Source organism: Pueribacillus theae, from assembly GCF_003097615.1.
In the GTDB taxonomy this organism is placed as follows: domain Bacteria; phylum Bacillota; class Bacilli; order Bacillales; family UBA6769; genus Pueribacillus; species Pueribacillus theae.
The window spans coordinates 123,967-143,841 of the sequence record NZ_QCZG01000003.1 but is presented as its reverse complement, the minus strand read 5'-3'; the positions used below and the strand labels follow the sequence as shown (position 1 = coordinate 143,841).

The 19,875-nt window shown below is 39.6% G+C and carries 13 protein-coding genes, 1 pseudogene and 1 CRISPR repeat array; of the genes and pseudogenes, 10 read left to right on the top strand and 4 right to left on the bottom strand.

Going from position 1 to position 19,875, the window contains the following annotated elements; genetic code table 11:
• The first annotated feature begins 23 nt into the window (after positions 1-23).
• The 3 genes from DCC39_RS02965 to meaB are packed head-to-tail and all read left to right on the top strand — an operon-like array spanning position 24 to position 5,340.
• Positions 24-2,135 (top strand): methylmalonyl-CoA mutase family protein, encoded by a 2,112-nt coding sequence (locus DCC39_RS02965; protein ID WP_116553391.1) that lies wholly within the window; start codon positions 24-26, stop codon positions 2,133-2,135.
• Positions 2,132-4,321 (top strand): methylmalonyl-CoA mutase, encoded by a 2,190-nt coding sequence (gene scpA, locus DCC39_RS02960; RefSeq protein WP_116553390.1) that lies wholly within the window; start codon positions 2,132-2,134, stop codon positions 4,319-4,321. Before DCC39_RS02965 ends, scpA begins: the two co-directional genes overlap by 4 nt.
• Entirely contained in the window at positions 4,318-5,340 is a 1,023-nt protein-coding gene (gene meaB, locus DCC39_RS02955) for a methylmalonyl Co-A mutase-associated GTPase MeaB (RefSeq protein WP_116553389.1), read from the top strand. Before scpA ends, meaB begins: the two co-directional genes overlap by 4 nt.
• 26 nt (positions 5,341-5,366) lie before the next feature.
• Here meaB and DCC39_RS02950 read toward each other — a convergent pair whose 3' ends face one another.
• A complete protein-coding gene (locus DCC39_RS02950) occupies positions 5,367-5,600 on the bottom strand; it encodes a Uma2 family endonuclease (RefSeq protein ID WP_116553388.1) in 234 nt (77 codons plus the stop codon).
• Positions 5,601-5,687: 87 nt separating this feature from the next.
• Between DCC39_RS02950 and DCC39_RS02945 the strand changes: the two genes are divergently transcribed.
• Positions 5,688-6,512, top strand: coding sequence for a methyl-accepting chemotaxis protein (locus DCC39_RS02945; RefSeq protein WP_116553387.1), 825 nt, complete (start codon positions 5,688-5,690; stop codon positions 6,510-6,512).
• 41 nt (positions 6,513-6,553) lie between these two features.
• Here the strand turns inward: DCC39_RS02945 and DCC39_RS02940 are convergent, their stop codons facing one another.
• The 3 genes from DCC39_RS02940 to DCC39_RS02930 form a co-directional block, all read right to left on the bottom strand.
• Positions 6,554-6,907 carry a DUF3243 domain-containing protein gene (locus DCC39_RS02940; protein ID WP_116553386.1) on the bottom strand — a complete coding sequence of 118 codons (354 nt, stop codon included), beginning with the start codon at positions 6,905-6,907 and terminating at the stop codon, positions 6,554-6,556.
• Positions 6,908-7,005: 98 nt separating this feature from the next.
• Positions 7,006-8,079, bottom strand: a complete 1,074-nt coding sequence (locus DCC39_RS02935; RefSeq protein WP_116553385.1) for an NAD(P)H-dependent flavin oxidoreductase — start codon at positions 8,077-8,079, stop codon at positions 7,006-7,008.
• 99 nt (positions 8,080-8,178) lie between these two features.
• Positions 8,179-9,369: a YbfB/YjiJ family MFS transporter gene (locus tag DCC39_RS02930; RefSeq protein WP_116553384.1), complete on the bottom strand. Its 1,191-nt coding sequence runs from the start codon at positions 9,367-9,369 to the stop codon at positions 8,179-8,181.
• 110 nt (positions 9,370-9,479) lie between these two features.
• Here DCC39_RS02930 and DCC39_RS02925 point away from each other — a divergent pair.
• The 6 genes and pseudogenes from DCC39_RS02925 to cas3 all read left to right on the top strand — a co-directional run.
• Positions 9,480-9,566 (top strand): annotated as a pseudogene (locus DCC39_RS02925) (LysR family transcriptional regulator); the annotation flags it as partial.
• 14 nt (positions 9,567-9,580) lie between these two features.
• Positions 9,581-12,455: a CRISPR direct-repeat array (repeat unit 30 nt; unit sequence GTTTCAATTCCTTATAGGTAAGATGCAAAT).
• A 594-nt stretch (positions 12,456-13,049) separates the two neighbouring features.
• The gene (cas6, locus tag DCC39_RS02920; RefSeq protein ID WP_165820764.1) at positions 13,050-13,820 is read left to right on the top strand and encodes a CRISPR-associated endoribonuclease Cas6; all 771 of its coding nucleotides are present in this window, start codon (positions 13,050-13,052) and stop codon (positions 13,818-13,820) included.
• A gap of 22 nt (positions 13,821-13,842) precedes the next feature.
• Complete coding sequence (locus DCC39_RS02915; RefSeq protein ID WP_116553382.1) at positions 13,843-15,849, top strand: hypothetical protein; 2,007 nt, start codon at positions 13,843-13,845, stop codon at positions 15,847-15,849.
• Complete coding sequence (gene cas7b / locus DCC39_RS02910) at positions 15,836-16,789, top strand: type I-B CRISPR-associated protein Cas7/Csh2 (RefSeq protein ID WP_116553381.1); 954 nt, start codon at positions 15,836-15,838, stop codon at positions 16,787-16,789. Before DCC39_RS02915 ends, cas7b begins: the two co-directional genes overlap by 14 nt.
• Positions 16,790-16,803: 14 nt before the next feature.
• Positions 16,804-17,487 carry a CRISPR-associated protein Cas5 gene (gene cas5, locus DCC39_RS02905; RefSeq protein WP_116553380.1) on the top strand — a complete coding sequence of 228 codons (684 nt, stop codon included), beginning with the start codon at positions 16,804-16,806 and terminating at the stop codon, positions 17,485-17,487.
• Positions 17,475-19,865 carry a CRISPR-associated helicase Cas3' gene (cas3, locus tag DCC39_RS02900; RefSeq protein WP_116553379.1) on the top strand — a complete coding sequence of 797 codons (2,391 nt, stop codon included), beginning with the start codon at positions 17,475-17,477 and terminating at the stop codon, positions 19,863-19,865. The genes cas5 and cas3 overlap by 13 nt, the downstream gene beginning before the upstream one ends.
• Positions 19,866-19,875 lie beyond the last annotated feature (10 nt).

Here is a 19,875-nt window from a genome sequence, read left to right as displayed (position 1 = left end):
CTTAAAGCACAGATCGCAATCGAATGAGCGAACGAAACCAAACACTACATGAAGTTCTAGAGCAGTTTAGTGAATTTCCAGTGCCGACTTATGAAGAATGGAAAAACGTAACGGAAAAATCACTGAAAGGCGCCTCTTTTGAAACATTGTTAACGAAAACGTATGAAGGTATTACTTTAAAACCGATGTATCAGAAGAAAGACCTTGAAAATTTGCCGTTCCAAAACTCGTTTCCGGGGATCTACCCATATAAAAGAGGAACAGTGGCCGTTTCCAATCAAACGAAGCCATGGATTATTAGCCAAGAAATCACGCTTCCGACACCGGAGTTGGTTAATGAAGCACTTCGCCATGATCTTGAAAACGGACAAACAGGAATCAACCTTGTCCTTGATGAAGCAGCCTTAAGAAGTTTGGATGCCGATGAAGCGAATCCTGAACAAGTCGGGAAAAACGGTGTTTCTATCCAATGTGCCGGCGGGTTGGACACGATATTTCAAGACATCGATGTAATGAAATATCCAGTCTATATTCATGCTGGTGCGGTATCCCTTCCTTTTCTCGCTTGTTTTGCGGCCTTTCTCAAAGAGAAACAACTTCCCCTGCAAGAGCTGAAAGGGTGTATCGGTGCTGATCCGCTAGCCGCATTAGCGGTCGATGGCGAGTTGCCTTATTCTCTCAATGAAAGCTATGCCCTACTCGCAAAAGTAACAAAATGGGCGAAAGAAAACACTCCACAGTTGAGGACCATTTTAGTTCAAAGCTTACCTTACCATAATGGCGGCGGCAGTGCAGTGGAGGAATTGGCTTTTACTCTGGCCGCTGCGGTTGAATATGTCACAAACATGCTGGAACGTGGCTTAGCTATTGATGAGATCGCACAGCATATGATGTTTTCATTCTCTATTGGGCCAAATTTATTTATGGAAATTGCAAAGTTCCGGGCGGCAAGAATGTTATGGGCAACAATTGTAAAAGAATTTGGCGGCAATGAAACATCGCAAAAAATAAAAGTTCACGCCCGTACCTCAAAATGGAACAAAACGATCTACGACCCTCACGTAAATATTTTACGCGGTGCGATTGAAGCGTTTGCCGGGGCTGTCGGCGGTGTAGACAGCATGCATGTTGCGCCGTTTGATGAGGTGAACAAGACACCTTCTGACTTTTCTAGAAGGGTCGCGCGGAATACGCAAATTATTTTGCAGGAAGAATCCCATCTTGGCAAAGTGACGGATCCTGCCGGCGGCTCTTGGTATGTCGAAGCGTTGACGGATGAAGTTGCAAAAAAAACGTGGGAGCTCTTTCAAGAAACAGAAGCAAAAGGCGGCCTTTTGGCAGCGCTTAAAGAACGTTTTCCACAAGACGTTGTTGCGAAAACTGCAAAAAAACGCGATGAAAACATTAAACGCCGCAAAGACATTTTTGTCGGTACAAATCAATATGCCAATCCTCTTGAAAAAGCACTACAGCCGGTTGAAGGCGGCAATCCAGCAACAATCAAAACAGCACATGCAGAAAATGAAAAGCAAACGATCCAGCCAATCGATAAAAACAGCGAATCCATTGTTGATGAAGCGATTTCCGCTGCTTCCCATTTGACAATGGGAGAAATTAGAAAAGCGTTAAACTTAACCGTTGGTGAAGAAAGCGTTGAGAAAATTCCTCAAAAACGAGGGGCAGAACCCTTTGAACGGCTGCGTCTTGCGATGGAACGCTACGCCGGCAAAACAAGCATGCGCCCGAAAGTTTTTCTTGCGAATGTCGGGGCGATTGGCGGCTATAAGGCGCGTGCTGATTTTGCGGCCGGATTCTTTGAAGTTGGCGGATTTGAAGTTTTGACAAACAACGGTTTTGATGGTGTAGAAGAAACGGCGAAAGCGGCTCTCGAATCGAATGCGGGAACCGTTGTTATCGCATCAAAAGATGACCAATACCCCGAAGCCGTTCCAGCTCTCGTAAAAAAATTGAAAGAAGCCAACCCTGAACTTACCATTTATCTGGCGGGAAGGCCATCTGAGGAAGAACTAAATCACTACAAACAGCTAGGGATTGAAGATGCCGTTCATGTCAAGTCAAATGTTTATGACGTACTCGTTAATTTGCAAAAAAAGAAAGGGGTGCTTGACGAATGACGAAGCCGGATTTTAGCAAAATTGCTTACACGGCAAGCACATCAGAAAGCGATCGAGCGAAATGGAAACAGCTCGCTGAAAAAGAAACCGGAAAGCCGCTTGATGAACTGATTTTCAACACGATGGAAAAAATTGACGTCGAGCCATTATATGACGCAAAAGATACAGAAGGAATGAAGCACTTAGACTATGTTGCCGGGATTCCGCCATTTCTAAGAGGCCCATACCCTGCCATGTATAAATCAAGGCCATGGACGGTAAGGCAGTACGCCGGCTTTTCGACAGCGGAAGAGAGCAACGCCTTTTACCGCCGCAATCTTGCTGCTGGACAAAAAGGGCTTTCGATCGCATTTGACCTTGCGACACACCGTGGCTATGATTCCGATCATCCACGCGTTATTGGTGACGTCGGGAAAGCGGGGGTTGCCGTTGATTCGATTCTTGATATGAAAATTTTGTTTGACGGCATTCCGCTTGATCAAATGTCAGTTTCGATGACGATGAATGGCGCAGTCTTGCCTATCATGGCTTTTTATATCGTTGCAGCGGAAGAGCAGGGGGTCAAGCCAGAACAGTTAGCTGGAACGATCCAAAATGATATTTTGAAGGAATACATGGTGCGAAACACGTATATTTATCCACCTGAACCGTCGATGCGTGTCATTGCAGATATTTTTGCATATACGTCAGAACATATGCCAAAGTTTAACTCGATTAGTATTTCTGGCTATCATATGCAGGAAGCAGGAGCGACTGCCGACTTAGAGCTTGGTTATACGCTTGCTGACGGCTTAGAATATGTAAGAACCGGGCTCAAAGCTGGCATTGACATTGACAAATTTGCTCCTAGGCTGTCGTTTTTCTGGGCAATCGGCATGAACTATTTTATGGAAGTTGCTAAAATGCGTGCAGCTAGGCTGATTTGGGCTAAGCTGATCAAACAATTCAACCCAAAAAATGATAAATCGCTGGCTTTACGAACACATAGCCAAACTTCAGGATGGAGCCTGACTGAGCAAGATCCATTTAATAACGTAACGAGAACAGCGATTGAAGCATTGGCGGCAACACTTGGGCATACGCAATCCCTTCACACGAACGCGCTCGACGAAGCGATTGCACTCCCAACGGACTTTTCAGCGAGAATTGCCCGCAATACCCAGCTCCATCTGCAAGATGAAACAGGCATTACAAATGTGCTTGATCCGTGGGGCGGATCGTACTACGTAGAGAAACTAACCGCCCAACTTGTGCAAAAAGCTTGGGCGCACATTCAAGAAATCGATGAGCTTGGCGGAATGGCAAAAGCGATTGAAACCGGCCTTCCGAAAATGCGAATCGAAGAAGCAGCCGCAAGAAGGCAGGCGCAAATTGACTCTGGTAAAGAAGCGATTATCGGTGTGAATAAATACAGACCAACCGTCGAAGAAGACATTGAAATTCTTGAAGTAGACAATACAGCTGTTCTAGAAGCCCAAAAACGCCGCCTTGAAAAACTGCGGGCTGAGCGTGATGAATCAAAAGTTCAGGCCGCACTGAATGCAATTACTAAAGCTGCTGAAACAGGTGAAGGCAATTTACTCGCCCTTGCGGTTGATGCGGCGCGTGCACGAGCAAGTTTAGGTGAAATCTCAGACGCGTATGAAAAAGTTGTCGGCCGCCATAAAGCAACAATCCGTTCCATCAGCGGGGTATACAGCGCTGAGTTTGGCGAGGAAGAAGAGGTGAAGCGTGTCCGAAAAATGACCGACGAGTTTGCGGAAGAAGAAGGTCGCCGTCCGAGAATTATGATCGCGAAAATGGGGCAGGACGGCCATGACCGTGGCGCAAAAGTGATTGCGACAGCATTTGCCGACCTTGGCTTTGACGTTGACATTGGACCGCTTTTCCAAACGCCGGAAGAAACTGCCCTCCAAGCCGTAGAAAATGACGTTCATGCGATTGGAATGAGTTCACTAGCGGCCGGACACAAAACATTGTTGCCAAAACTTGTGAAAGAACTAGAAAAGCTTGGAAGAGACGATATTCTTGTCTTCTGCGGCGGAGTTATCCCGCCAAAAGACTATGAATTTCTAAAACAACACGGCGCATCTTCCATCTTCGGACCGGGAACAGTGATCCCAGTTGCGGCTCAAAAAGTGCTAGAAGATATAAAAGAACGATTAAATGAGAGTGAGATCGTATGACTGAACGAAATCACGTGAAAAGGAGCAGGAGGAGAAGGAAGCTAACTGCTGATGATTACGCGGAAGGTGTACTGGCAGGCGATCGCGCCACACTGGCCCAAACGATCACGCTTGTCGAAAGCAATGCCGCAAAGCACCGTGAGCTTGCACAAGAGGTTCTCAAAAAGTTACTGCCTCATACAGGCAACTCCATCCGTATTGGGATCACAGGAGTGCCGGGAGCGGGAAAAAGTACGCTAATTGAGGCTTTCGGATCGATGCTCTGTGAGGATGGCCATAAAGTCGCCGTTCTTGCGGTTGACCCCAGCTCAAGCGTGACAGGCGGCAGCATCCTAGGCGATAAAACGAGAATGGAAACATTGTCACGGAACCAAAATGCTTTCGTTCGGCCTTCTCCGTCAGGAGGAACACTTGGCGGCGTCACAAGAAAGAGCCGCGAATCGCTTCTCGTCTGTGAAGCTGCCGGTTTTGATGTCATTATCGTAGAAACAGTAGGTACGGGACAAAACGAGGTATCCGTCCGATCGATGGTTGACTTTTTTCTTGTCATCGCTTTAACCGGTGCGGGAGACGAGCTTCAAGGCATGAAAAAAGGCGTCATGGAACTTGCGGATGCGATTTTTGTCAATAAAGCGGACGGCGACAATAAGCAACAGGCATTGAATGCCAGGGCTGAGTACAACCGGGTCTTGCGTTTTCTTCAATCACCGACCGAAGGATGGAAGCCGCAAGCCTACACTTGTTCTGCTTTAACAGGAGAAAACATTCGAGGCATTTGGGATGTCATTAAAAAATTTGAAAACATTACAAAACAGTCGGGGGTTTTTGACAAACGACGCAATAAGCAATTGATTGAATGGGTGGACTGGATGATTGAAGATGAACTAAAACGACGCTTTTTTGAAAATGAAAAAGTAAAACAGAACTTGCCTCTCATTCATTCAGATGTTTTAAACGCCCAACTTTCACCAACCCTTGCAGTCAAAAAAATCATGGATATTTTTGATGGAAAAACGTAATCTCCGTAGGAACTTCCTTCGGAGTTTTATTCTGTAAAAATTGCTGAAAGATCAAACTCAAAATCTTCAAATATCGATGCTTTTATTCGATCTTCCCTTCCAAAAATGTCCGCTTGCTCATATTTGTTATGTTCACCGAGCAAATACACTTCAATATATTCATTATTTGGATCGACAATCCAATATTCCTTTATTCTCGCTTTTTCGTATAACTCTTTCTTCATCTTTTTGTCTTTCTTTGCTATAGATTTTTCTTTCACAAATGAGACTATCTAATTTAACGGAAACTATAAAATTTTTAATATTTAACCGATAATAAAGATAACGAACATAATGGAGGGGCTCTAATGCATCCAAAATTAAAAAACATAAAAGAATGTATGAAAGAGTTTCAAAACACATATCCGGAAGACGCTTGCTTATACCTTTGCGATATGGAGGAAGTCATCGAAGCTTTGCCCGGCAAGTCGTTTGATTTGAAAATTGAAGTTGGGACGCCGATGGAATCGATAAATCAATCGGTCACCTATAAAGCGCTGAAAAGCGGAAAAACACTTAGGGAGGAAAAGGGAGCAGAAATTTTTGGTGTACCATATATTTCAACCGCCCAGCCCATCTATGATGAAGGGCGAGTAATTGGCGTCATTAGTGCAGTGATTTCCAACGAAAAAGTGGGAATATTAAGAGAGGGTGCGCATGATCTCGGTTCTGCCGTTCAACAGATGACGGCAACAGGAGAGGAGATGATTGCGGCATCCAGCGATATTGCTGTAAAGCTCCAAGAGTTGTCTGAACGATCAGAATCCATGAAAGAAGACATTGAACAAATCCATTCCATTCTTGGCCTTGTAAAAGGGATCGCGAAACAATCGAATATTCTTGGATTGAACGCTTCCATCGAAGCTGCAAGATCCGGGGAATACGGAAAAGGCTTCACAGTCGTTGCGAAAGAAATCCGCAAAATGGCCGATAGCAGCAACGAACGTGTGCTTGAAATCGAAAAGCAACTGGAAGCGATTAAAGAAGCAATCGAACAAATGAACGAATCAACGAATACGATCGCAGCATTTACTGAGGAACATAATGCAAGCATGCAACAACTTGCAAACACTTACGAACAAATCGGAAAAACATCAGAAAGGCTGCTTGAAGCAAGCAAAATCACAATTTAAAAAGGAATCGGCAGAGCGCCAATACTCTGCCGATTTCATGATTAATGTGCTGGCCTGCTTCCATCGCTTACCATTCGAACGAGCACATGTGCTATTTTGTGACGCTCGTCTTCATCAGCAACCATCCACATTTCTTTTAATAAATGCTGTTCACGGTTTTGAGGCTCTTCATTTCGAGCCAAGAAATTCGCAACTTTTTCAGCAGCAGCGGCTAATTGATGTTCATCCATGCCCATTTTTTCAGCGATTTCAACTTTACCGCTTAAAAAGTCTTTGAAACGGTTGAAATTTTCAAGAATAGAGCCTTTTTCCTCTTGGCTCATTTCTGCCATTGATTTTTCAATTTTTTCTGTTTCAATGCTTTCATCTTTATTCAAAAAGTTTTCTCTATCCATTTTTTGATCATCCTTTCAAAAAATATTTTTCAATGATAGTCATTCCCTGCACTTGAAAAAAAATGCACGAATTACAAAAAAAGTATTTTTAAAAGGATCTAAAATTTCTTCGCGATCAGTTGTTCATACGCTTGAACAACTTCCTTTATGAGGTTGGCCGCTGTCGTTTTCTTGCTTAGCCTTGCGCCTTGGCCAGACCAAAGCGACATAAAGCGGATGTTTTGTTGCTTCCCGGCTTCTTTTCTTAATGTACTCGTTAACGCATTTTGAGCAGGGTATGGGGGAATAAGATGCTCGTAATCATTCATTTGTTCGATAAAATAATTGTGAATCCCCCGCGCAGGTTTGCCTGAAAAAACATTCGTAACGACTGTGCTGTCTTCAAAGCTTTCAAGGATTGTTTTCTGATGAATCGGATTCGTGCCGCTTTCCTCGCAAGTGAGAAACGCCGTTCCCATCTGTACCGCAGAAGCCCCAAGCACCTCTGCAGCAAGGACACCCCTTGCATCCATAATACCGCCAGCTGCAATGACTGGAATCGATATATTGTCTACAACCTGGGGAATGAGGGCAATCGATCCGACCATCGCCTGCTCAAAATCCGTTGAGAACGTTCCCCGGTGCCCACCTGCCTCACTGCCTTGCGCAACGACCGCATCCATTCCAGCTTTCTCCAAATGAATCGCCTCATTTACCGTCGTCGCTGTGCCGATCACAAAAGCGCCGGCTTGCTTTAACCTTTGAATCACCTCTTCAGACGGAATCCCGAACGTAAAGCTTACCACGGGAATACTTTCATCGATCACAACATCCACAAGTTCATCGTAAGGTTCAGTAAAATTCGTCGGCAGTTCCTGAATGTCAATCTCTAGCTCGTTGTAAAACGGATGCAGCAGCTTATCCGCTTCCTCTAATTCCTCGCGGGATAACTCTACTTCATCCTCGCCAGGAACAAACAGATTCACTTGAAAAGGTTTATCCGTTAACTGTTTCGTCTGGCGTATGCTCTCACGGAGCGATTCCGGGGACATGTACCCTGAGGCAATCGACCCGAGACCTCCCGCATTTGAAACCGCCGCAACAAGCTCAGGTGTTGTAATGCCTCCGGCCATCGGGGCTTGGATGATGGGGTAAGTGATGTTAAGTTCTTTTGAAAGTGGGGATGAAAACATGAGAGTAACCTCCTAATTAATTCAAGTTCACTTTTTGTCCTAAATATAACTTTCCACACAAGGATGTAAAAAAACCTTTTTTATATGATTAAACAACAATCATCTATGTAACTTAATTAAAGGTTGTACCGTCTCTTTTTCCTTATTCACAAATTTTAAACTAATGAAACCAATAATTAGAAAAACAGCAGCTAAGCTAAAAGCATAAACATAATTTCGATCTGAAATCAGCAAACTGGCAATGATGGGGCCTAACATTTGCCCAATACCATAAACCGTCGTTAAACCACTGATTTTTTGTTGGGAGGATGTTGGAAACAAGTCATTGGCAATCGAAAATGTTAACATTGTAATCCCTAAAAACGTTCCGCCAAAAAAAATGGCACTTAATGAAATAAAAAAAGAATGTTTTAGAAAAATAGGAAGAATAACTCCAATGATTTGAACGAGATATGCCAGCTTCAATGCACTGAGTGTAGTGATCCTGACACTAAGCCACATCCAAAAGATACAAGAAGGAATGGCGCCGATCCCAACAATTGCCCAAATATAAGGGCTCGGCACGTTCATTTTTATTGTAGTCGCTAGCATCGAAATAATAAACGTTGCAAAAATAATGTATCCAAATCCTTCAAAAAAATAAGAGCTGTAAAGGAAAAATGCTTTTTGCTTTGTTTTGGCATCTTCATATGGTTCATTTTTCTCGCCATATGCTTCCAGCGTAGTCGTTGTTTTAATTGTAGACAGCCCAAAGAATATAAATAAATACAAGACAAAGCTAACGATTGCCAATCCGACCCATGAAGCTTCCCAGCCTCCAAAAAACGAGGATAGTGGAACGGTGAGGATGCCGGAAAGAAAAATCCCAAAGCCTACCCCTCCATACAGCCACCCGGCCAAAGAGCCTCGCAATGCTTGTTTTATATATTGAAGAATTAGACTGGAAACAAGCACAAACGCGATTCCGCTCGTCAACCCGGAGATTAGTCGTGAAACAAACCAAACCGCGATCGAATCTGTTAGGCCCATGATCAATGTAGTAATGATGTTGATCCCAATCATCCATAGCAATGTAGCAGGCTTTTGTGTAAGCTTTCCTGCTAAAAAAGCACCGATAAAATATCCGGCATAATTTACCGTTGCGAGCAAGCCAGCCTGATACGAAGATAAGTGTTGCTGCTCCATATATGGAAGAATAGGCGTATATGCAAACCGGCCAATCCCCATAACGATCGCCAACACGGAAAAACCAATGAATGTGACATATATAGGGCTTAATTTTTGTCTCATAAGCACCTCCCCGAGTTGACTTAATTATAAGAGAATTTTAGCATTAAATAAAATGTTAGTTTATCATAACAGGTATTGAAATTTTTAATACTAGGGATGAGGTAACCAAAATGAACATTAATGATCTTCAAGTTTTTGTAGAGGTTGCTAAGCTAGGGAATATTTCGAAAGCTGCTGAACGATTGAATTATGGCCAATCTAATATTACAACATTTCAATTCCTTATAGGTAAGATGCAAATTTAATTTGTTACCACTCCTTAGCCGTAAGCCTACTAAGTTTCAATTCCTTATAGGTAAGATGCAAATTTTAGGAGGAGCCGAAAGGCTTCTCACTTATTAAAGTTTCAATTCCTTATAGGTAAGATGCAAATGAAAAGTAAACAGACTGTTCAGTCGCTTCAATGAAAGTTTCAATTCCTTATAGGTAAGATGCAAATCTAAAACTAGGTTTGATTAAGTATCATATAAAACCGTTTCAATTCCTTATAGGTAAGATGCAAATGAATAACTTGTCTGTTCCATTAGGGTTTGTTGTATCAGTTTCAATTCCTTATAGGTAAGATGCAAATCGGAAATCATCGAGAAGGATGGCGCGCGCTATTTCGGGTTTCAATTCCTTATAGGTAAGATGCAAATGCGGATAGACATGCCACGTCCGTCTAGTATCGGTTTGTTTCAATTCCTTATAGGTAAGATGCAAATTTTGGAAATCAATCGTTATTCGCGTCGACAGCCCCGTGTTTCAATTCCTTATAGGTAAGATGCAAATGACACGGCAGCCTTTGACACTAAGTAGAACCAGTATTGTTTCAATTCCTTATAGGTAAGATGCAAATCCTATGTGTTCAGATATGTTTTCATTATATGAAACAGTTTCAATTCCTTATAGGTAAGATGCAAATTCTTATGACGAACTGTGCAGAGACCTGTTTGATTACAGTTTCAATTCCTTATAGGTAAGATGCAAATATCTGGCTATGACTTTGCTTTTTTTCTTTCCGAATTGTTTCAATTCCTTATAGGTAAGATGCAAATGTAAATGCACCGTTGATTTGTTCGACTATCCAGCTATGTTTCAATTCCTTATAGGTAAGATGCAAATGTGATTCATCCTGAAATCACGAAGCAAGTTGATTTGTTTCAATTCCTTATAGGTAAGATGCAAATGGAGCGCCCAATTCGCCTGGCTATCATCTTCAATAGTTTCAATTCCTTATAGGTAAGATGCAAATTCTGACATATTGGCAGCTTCCCATTCAGCAAGCGCCGGTTTCAATTCCTTATAGGTAAGATGCAAATGAATGCTCTCGCCCACGCTCGTTTGCAAGAAATGGGGTTTCAATTCCTTATAGGTAAGATGCAAATACAATAGTCTGCTTGCCTTTATGCAAGCCTTGAGCACGTTTCAATTCCTTATAGGTAAGATGCAAATCGCAAACGACGACCCGGATGAACCTGTATTTTACAAATGTTTCAATTCCTTATAGGTAAGATGCAAATTGGGTAGACTTCCCATTCTGGGAATGTTTTGTCTAGGTTTCAATTCCTTATAGGTAAGATGCAAATGTCAAGAAGTACGAAGACAACGAGACAGACGACATGGGTTTCAATTCCTTATAGGTAAGATGCAAATATTGTCTGTACAATCATTCAATTGTACAGACTAGCAAGTTTCAATTCCTTATAGGTAAGATGCAAATTTCTAGGCACATCATTATAATTGAAGGTTTTCCATGGTTTCAATTCCTTATAGGTAAGATGCAAATTTTATAAACTGTTCCAAAATATCCCCCGATGCTTCCGCGTTTCAATTCCTTATAGGTAAGATGCAAATCATGATGCGACACAACTGAGGAGGGGTTTTATGGAAAGTTTCAATTCCTTATAGGTAAGATGCAAATCGCGCCCAAGGGTTCGCTGACAGGCCTTTTTAACTTGTTTCAATTCCTTATAGGTAAGATGCAAATGATAAACTCACAATGAAAGAGGACTTTTGTCACAAAGTTTCAATTCCTTATAGGTAAGATGCAAATGCGAAAGTCGCCGTGGCCGCGCCTAGATCGCACAGGTTTCAATTCCTTATAGGTAAGATGCAAATGGCAACAAAGTTTTTTCTAAGGCCTTTTTCCTCAATGTTTCAATTCCTTATAGGTAAGATGCAAATTAGTTTTAGGGAGGATATAGAAAATGGGTGCATATTTGTTTCAATTCCTTATAGGTAAGATGCAAATAAGTCCTTTTGCAATCCTATTGGAGCGACAACGCTGGTTTCAATTCCTTATAGGTAAGATGCAAATTTCGTCCGAAAGATCGTAGGTCTTGAGAGGGGTTAGTTTCAATTCCTTATAGGTAAGATGCAAATTTCTTGTTCATTTGGCACATCATTATTTTGATCACGTTTCAATTCCTTATAGGTAAGATGCAAATTGGCTTTTCTTCTTTAATCTGTTGTTCCTGCTCGGGTTTCAATTCCTTATAGGTAAGATGCAAATGTTTAGATGAGGTTAGATGGTGCAAAAATCGGATAGGTTTCAATTCCTTATAGGTAAGATGCAAATAAATGCCGGAAGGACCCGTGGTGCACGCGCTCCACGGTTTCAATTCCTTATAGGTAAGATGCAAATTTCAAGTTCTCTGGGCGGTAATACAGTTTCTTGTCAAGTTTCAATTCCTTATAGGTAAGATGCAAATAAGAGAATCGCATCTTTTTTGAATTTGCGTTTCCCTTGTTTCAATTCCTTATAGGTAAGATGCAAATAAAGGTTTCCTCATTAGACAAAAAGGAGAAAGTTAGTTTCAATTCCTTATAGGTAAGATGCAAATCTCAAAGAAATATGGATATTTTTAACCTTTTCTAAGTTTCAATTCCTTATAGGTAAGATGCAAATTAGCTACAGGCTATCAGTTGCACCCAGATTTGCAAGTTTCAATTCCTTATAGGTAAGATGCAAATTTGAGCAGCACTTCTTCAATTTTTTCAGGTGTCATGGTTTCAATTCCTTATAGGTAAGATGCAAATCGTAATGAAGTATTTTTTGTGAATTTCTTCGCCAGGTTTCAATTCCTTATAGGTAAGATGCAAATCCCGGTAAATAAAAGAGAAGTTACTGTTATGGTATCGATTTTTAAGAAATTAATCAATTTATATTTCATATAAACACCATTATTATAAGGTTTTAGTAAAATCATTTTGTCGTCGATCCCCTAAGGTTGATGTTGTGAGTGGGATCGACGATTGAGAAAATCAAAAAACCTTTCCTGTAGTTTGTTACTCAATCAGTAGCTTTCATAAGCATTTTCCAAATAAACGAAATAGCGGTAAGTCGATACACTTCTCACTTGTGTAAGAAGTGACGTCCTAATTCCTGTATGTTGAATATATTTTTTTAGTGTAATCAATTTTATCAGTTTCAGCCATTTATATTGAGAATATATGACGCATTGAATATCTATCAGTAGCCCAGACCTTTTTGCTATTTCTATAGGCATTTGAAAACTAAAGAAAAATAACTTATTCTAAAGAAGATGTACATCTTATCTCGAAATAGGGGTTTGAAACAATAGAAGTACTTAGGAAAAATCTTACCTAAAAGGAAAAAAAAGTGAAGTCCATATTGACTTCATTTTTTAATGATGATACTATACATTTAAATAGAAGTACATAGGAGGATTATGAGGATGCCCGCTATTCATGTTACATTCTCGTTTGAGGCACCGCTAATTTTGCCAATAAACTACCAACATCTGCTCCAATCTTTTGTCTACAAGATTTTACCCCAAGAAGAAGCAACACAACTCCATGAAGAAGGTTTTCAACATAACAACAGGACATATAAATTGTTTTGCTTTAGCTCTCTCCAATCACCTAAGACGTTATATGATAAAAATACTAAAAAAATCACTTTTCATGACAAAATTATCCTTTCAATTAGTTCAATTATACCAGAAATAATAGAAAAGACAGCGAATTTTTTAATATTATCTGAAGATTTGAAGATCCGTGGATATTCTATTAAATTGCACAGTTTAGAGTTTGACAAACTACAAGTAAATGAAGATACGCTAATTGTGAAAGCGGTTTCACCAATAACGGTTTATTCTACATACGAAAAGCGAGACGGTAAAAAAATCACGCATTATTTCACCCCATTCGACAAAGTATTTGAACATTTAATCGAAGAAAATTTTATTCGTAAATACGAGGCGTTTACGAAAAAGCCTCTTTCAGAACAAGGACAAGTTCTTTCGGTCGAACCAATTAAAGTAAATAAATGGGACAAGGTAGTTACGAACTACAAAGGGACGTGGATCACGGGGTGGAAAGGGAAGTACCAGTTAAAAGCAAAAGCAGAATATTTATCCTTTCTTCTAAATACCGGGCTGGCTAGTAAAAATAGCAGTGGATTCGGGATGATTTTACCTGAGAATACCTTACCTACAAGGGATTAATATCGAAAGGAGGGGAAAAACGATGCTGTTATCAGATATTATCAAAATTGGTAAACCAATTGTAGAAAGCCCAATGCCAATTATTGAAAGAATTCAACTGCTAACTGATTTTGGGAAAGAGGAGGTGAAAAATTTTTACGGTCATATTTTTCTAATTGAAATCGGTAGAGATAATACGGGATTTCAATTCAAACAATTTCAAGACGAAAAAAATGGTCCGGTCGATTTAAAAAAAGCTTGTGGGATCCCAATCACTTTACCCTCGGGTGGAAATCCGCTTCACGCACAAGGGGTCTATCCAATTCCATGCTACCCGATGTATGATCCGCATATCAAGAATTTTACAGATGAAAAGAAAACGAAAAAAATGGTTCATGACCGATTAGTTCGAACCATTCCTTATATGGATCAAGATGAAAAGACATTAGAAAAAAAGGTAGATTTGATTACTAATATGCTTGTAAATGAAGCATCGAAGTATGTAACGGAAGAAAAGCAACTAGGTGTTTTAGTTATACTTGATCTTTCTTTAAATATTTATTCGAATGAGAGTAAGGAAGAAAGCCTATTTATATCAACTAGTGCAATGGATAACGGTTCGATTTATATTCAATCTAGCGCCATTTTTTCCAACATTATTGAAGCGCGTTTTCTTGAAGCAGCGGAGCTTGGAAGCGAAAATGAACGAGTTTCAACGATTTCTAATGAGCCTTCAGAGAAGGTAGTATCTGCTTACAATAAAGGATGGCTCTGGTTAAGTCCGACATGGGAAATGCCGCGATCTATTTATTGGAAAGAAAAGGAATGGACAAAAGGAATTCGTTTAAACCGTAAAGAGTATGAAGCCTTTTTTTATGGGACGCAATTTCTTAAACAAGTGCAAACCCCATTGCATGCTTCGATGTTAAAAGAAATGTTTGCGCCGATTCAGAATGTTGAAGCGAAAAAAAATATGCGACCAACTAGTTTTGAGGCCATCTATGGAATTCCTTATTTTTTGCCGCTTTTGAATAAAGATTCAATTGAAGTTTATGAAAAGTTTAAAGTATTAAAAAATAGATATGAAGAACAAAACATGAAAGAGAGCGATCTTCAACTTGAAATTATAAGTGGGGTCCAAAAAAGAATGATTCCCGAATTAACTGATGATTACAGGCTAACCATTATTTATTATTCTGGGACAATGTCCCGTGGGGATATTCATATTCGTGGACAAATTGAAGACGTTGTTCCAAGTGTCGCCTATCAGGTACAAAGAATTATTAAAAAAAATGTAAATACATTACTTAATCGAGTTGCTGACCAATTAAGCATACCAGAAAATCAGCTTCAGTTTGCTAGATTTAAAGTAAGCCATTTACCTACATTGTTAAGCAATGCCTACGGTCCTGGTTATATTTGGTCAATGATGCAAGCAGTTTTGCACCGGGAACCTATCGGATTAGAGAGGGTAACAAAGCAAACAAGCAGGCGAATCAATGAGCTGGCAAACAAAGAAGAATACTGGAATCTTAGATATGAGCTGTTATTTTATCATTTGTTCATTGAGTTTTATAAACAGTATTACGAAACTGTTTTAAAAGAAAAGGAGGGGAAGCTAAGCATGCAACAATGGGAGTCTATCTTACAACGATACCTTAATGGTGAGCTTCAGTCTGAAGATCTCGATTCAACAGAGAAAATAGGCTTTGTAACAGGATGTCTACTTCAACAATTTGAACGTTCCTACCGAGCCAAAACAGGAAAATCTTATGTGGATACGAGAGTCATGCGCTTTGGAAGTAAATTAACGCCTGAAATGATTTGGAAAAATGGACTTTTACGTATGCAAGAATTGCAAAAACAATGGGATTTTGGGATTAAATCAAATTATAACCATGCCTTGTCTCTCGTCCTACCATCAATGATTGCGATGAAAGAGAAACAAGCATTTACGAAAGAAAAAGATGAATTTATGACAATGTTTTGGTCTGGATATTTAATGCTTCCAAAAGTAAAGAAGGAGGAAACAGCTAATGAAAGTAAATAATGGGGAATTGTTGTTTGTAAAATCTGTGAAAGATGGAATCCCAAATCGCGATCCGCTTAATGATAGTGATGCTCGTCGAATTTTTCCAGAGGAAGACGGCCGCATTTCTCTCTCTGATGTAAGTATTAAAAGAGATGTGCGTGATTTTGTAGTGGCAATGTATCCAGATGGAGCGGAGAAAAATCATGTTTTCGTTCAAGCGGTTACAAATGATAAAGGTAAATTGCTTGGAAGAAAGTCGCTAGCCATGAAAATCGCAGAAACTGTCGGGAAAGAAAAAGAAGCGAAACAAGACATGAAAAAAGTATTAATTGAACATGCTTTTGATGTCCGAACTTTCGGGATTGTTTATTCAGAAAATCCGAAATTTCATTTAACAGGTCCCGTTCAATTTGCATGGGCACATTCGATGCATCCTGTTGATACTCATTACGTTCAAGGGACAGTCACGATGCCAAGCAGTGATGCTGCGAGTGGTGGAGAGGAAAAATCGCAAGGAACAATCTGGACAAGCTATACTCTTCCATTTGCTGTATTTTCGATGGCAGGCGTCATCAATGCTAAAAGTGCAGAGCACACAAACATGACACAAGAAGATCAAGAGTTGTTAATTAGAGGACTTTGGCAAGGAACGCAAAATCGTCATGCGCGAGGAAGAGGACAACAGGAGCCGTTATTTTTAGTTCATGTTGAATACAATGACCCATTTTATCGAATCGGGTCGCTAGAAGATATGGTCAAACTCCATCCTGAAGAAGATGCATGGCGTCAAGATGATAAACGTCCATCATCAATTAAGGAGATCGTTTTAGATGCAACCGATTTAATTGATACGTTATCAAAACAAAAACACAAAATTCAAAGATGCCGAATTTGGAAGCAACCATTATTGAGGGTACAGGGTAATATTGAACCTTACATTCAAGAGATTGCCTGGTAAAGGAGGCTCTCATTTTGAAAGTTGTTGCATTTGATATAAAAAGTTCATTGGGTCATTTCCGAAGACCGGACACTACGGCGACTCAGCTGACATATCCTTTTATTCCGCCGACTGTAGCGAAAGGCATGGTGGGAGCCATACTGGGGATTGAAGATTTTGTCACTAGTGATCTAGTTGGCATCCAATTATTATCAAAAGTAGAAATGGTTAGCCAACAGTTGTCACTGCTCGGTAAAGGAGGAGGAACCGTCTTCAATCGTCCGACAACGGTCCAATTACTTGTTCAACCTGCGTATCGTATTTTTTACGCAGGTAATGAATATGTCAATCAATTAGAACAATTTTTAAAAAATAATCAATCCGTTTATTCGACATATCTTGGATCTGCTTATGCGCTTACAAAGCCTGCATATGTGGGAACATGGCAATTAAATGAAGTTCGTTCTTTTACAAATACATTGACTTCAAAAACAGTTGTTCCAGTTCAGCTCATCGAAGAGCTAGTTATTGAAGATGGATATTCCTATCAACGGGCTAGCGGATTTATGAAAAATTATGTGGGCGAACGAACATTTGAAAAGTCAGTCGACTTTATTTATGAACAACATGGAAGAAGTCTTGTTTTTAAACCAAAATTAAAACGCAATTCAGAAATTCGTTTATTAGATTTTGAAGGGGATTTATTATGTCTCGTTTAGTTTCTTTGGTGGATTGTATAGCAAGGCCAGATGACGGAAAACAACGCTATTATTTGGTTCATCATTTAGAAGGAGTGCGCTGCTATACGCACTCTTTTTTTCAAAAGGAAAATATAGAAGAGACGGAAAGAAAACTTCTTGAATTCGCTGCTTTAAGCCACGATATCGGTAAAGCACATTATGATTGGCAAGCTTATATCAATGGGGAACAAAAAACAGGCCCGAATCATTCCGGTTGTGGAGCGATCTTTTTTTCGTATTTGGCTTATCACTGGCTAAAAATTCGTGGAGAATGGGATGTTTACAAATCGTTATGGTTACAGCTCACCAGAGATATTGCAGATCATCACGGAAGTCTAAAAGGGTTTATAGAAAATGAAGATATTGAAAAAGGTTCCTTTGAAAAAATGGATATGCTTGGGATTCAAGAGTGGATTTATCGGCTATTCCCGATATACGAGGAAGAAGGTGTATCCTTCAATGCTAAAGATTTAAATGATTGGCAATGTGGCATCTTTGAAGATTTAGTAGACGATGCGATTTATGAACTTCATTTAGATAAAAGGAAACTATCACGTACACCTGTTGAAATGATGGATATCATTCAAAGATGGCGAACATTGACAACGGTTCTAATTTCCTCAGACCGTTTTGAAATCCAAAATATTCCTGATAAGCGTGTGGAAAACGAAGAGTGGGATTCGATAGTTGAAAATATTAAAAGTTATTGTAACCAGGGAAATCAACATCCTTTAGCTGATGTTAGGGCTAATGCGCAGAAGGATATCCTAGAACAATGGGAGAAAGTGAGAGATTGTTCTTATTTTGTATTAGAAATGCCAACAGGGTACGGTAAAACGGTGACTGCTTTAAAACTAGCATCGGAAATTGGCAAGACAAAAAAACTTTCTAAAATCATTTATGTTGCACCTTATATATCAATATTAGAGCAAAATGCCGAAGCGATTTTTGAGGCAATCAAAAAAGTACCAATACAGCACCACTCGATGGCAATTCTAAATGAAAAAACATTAGAAGAAAATTCCCAAACAGATAAACATAGTGACTTATATGTGCAAGCGTGGGCAAATGATATTGTATGTACAAGCTTTGTTCAATGGATGAAAGCAATTTTTCCTAGACGTGCTCAAGAGACGTTGCGAAGAGTTTATTTAAAAGATGCTATCGTAATTATTGATGAACCACAAATCATAAATGCCAGTGTGTGGAATTTGTTTTTAGTCGGTTTACAATCAATCGCAGGTCTTTGCAATTTAACGATTATTTTTTGTTCAGCAACCATGCCACCTTTTTACGAAAAATTGAAAGAAATTCCGAAGCAATTATCAATTGGTGCTAAAGAAGAAAATAATCGCTATCAAATCAAGATTGTTGGTGAACAAACGTGTTTCTCTTGTGCAGAAAGGCTTTCTTCCTTAACTGAACCTAGTGGCGCCGCAATTTTAAATACGATTCAAGATGCTATTGATGTGTATGAAAAACTACCATATGAAGAAAATGTAGAAAATTATTTGATTCACGGTTTAATGATTCCTATGCATAAATCAATTCAGTTAAATAAAATAAATACAAGTATTAGCAATCAGAGAGAGAGGCGTACCAATAATCGAATTCGTGTCGTTTCAACACAAATCATTGAAGCGGGTGTTGATTTAAGTTTTCATTACATGTACCGTGCTTTGCCCATTTTACCTTCACTTGTCCAAGCAGCAGGAAGAGTCAATCGCCATCGTGAATTGCCTATCGGAAAAATCGAAACAGGAATATTTTTGAGAGATGAGAAAGACACACGATTCATTTATGATTCGTCCCTATGCCGAATATCCGATGAACTACTTTTTCAAAGGGATGAGTGGTATGAACATGAAATGGATGCACTTGTAAAAAGATTTTACGAGCAAATGTTTACCGAAAATAGTTATGAATCCGTATTACAAGATATTGAAGCAGCTGTAGGAGGTAATTGGGAAAAAGTTTCGCGACATGACGTATTTAAAAGTGACGACTATTATCGACTTCCTCTCTTTATCCCTTTTCAATGGGAAAATGAAAAAAATTGGATCTCTAATCCATTTAAACGACTATTAGAAGAATTCAAGATAGAAAATCCTAAACAGATTTATAATCTTTTTTTAGATAAAAAAACACGGTTAAATTGGTCCTATGCTCAAAATAAACGTTTTAATCTTTTGTTTAATCAATTTGTATTAAACGTCCCTGTAGAAAAAGCATTAAAATTAGCAGAAAATGAAGATTTTATTCAATACAGAGTCCCTTTATTAGAAGATGAATATAGTTATTCTTTAGAAAAAGGATTGAAAATTGCGGGCAATGAGGTAAGCAATTCAATTATTTAGGATGATATGT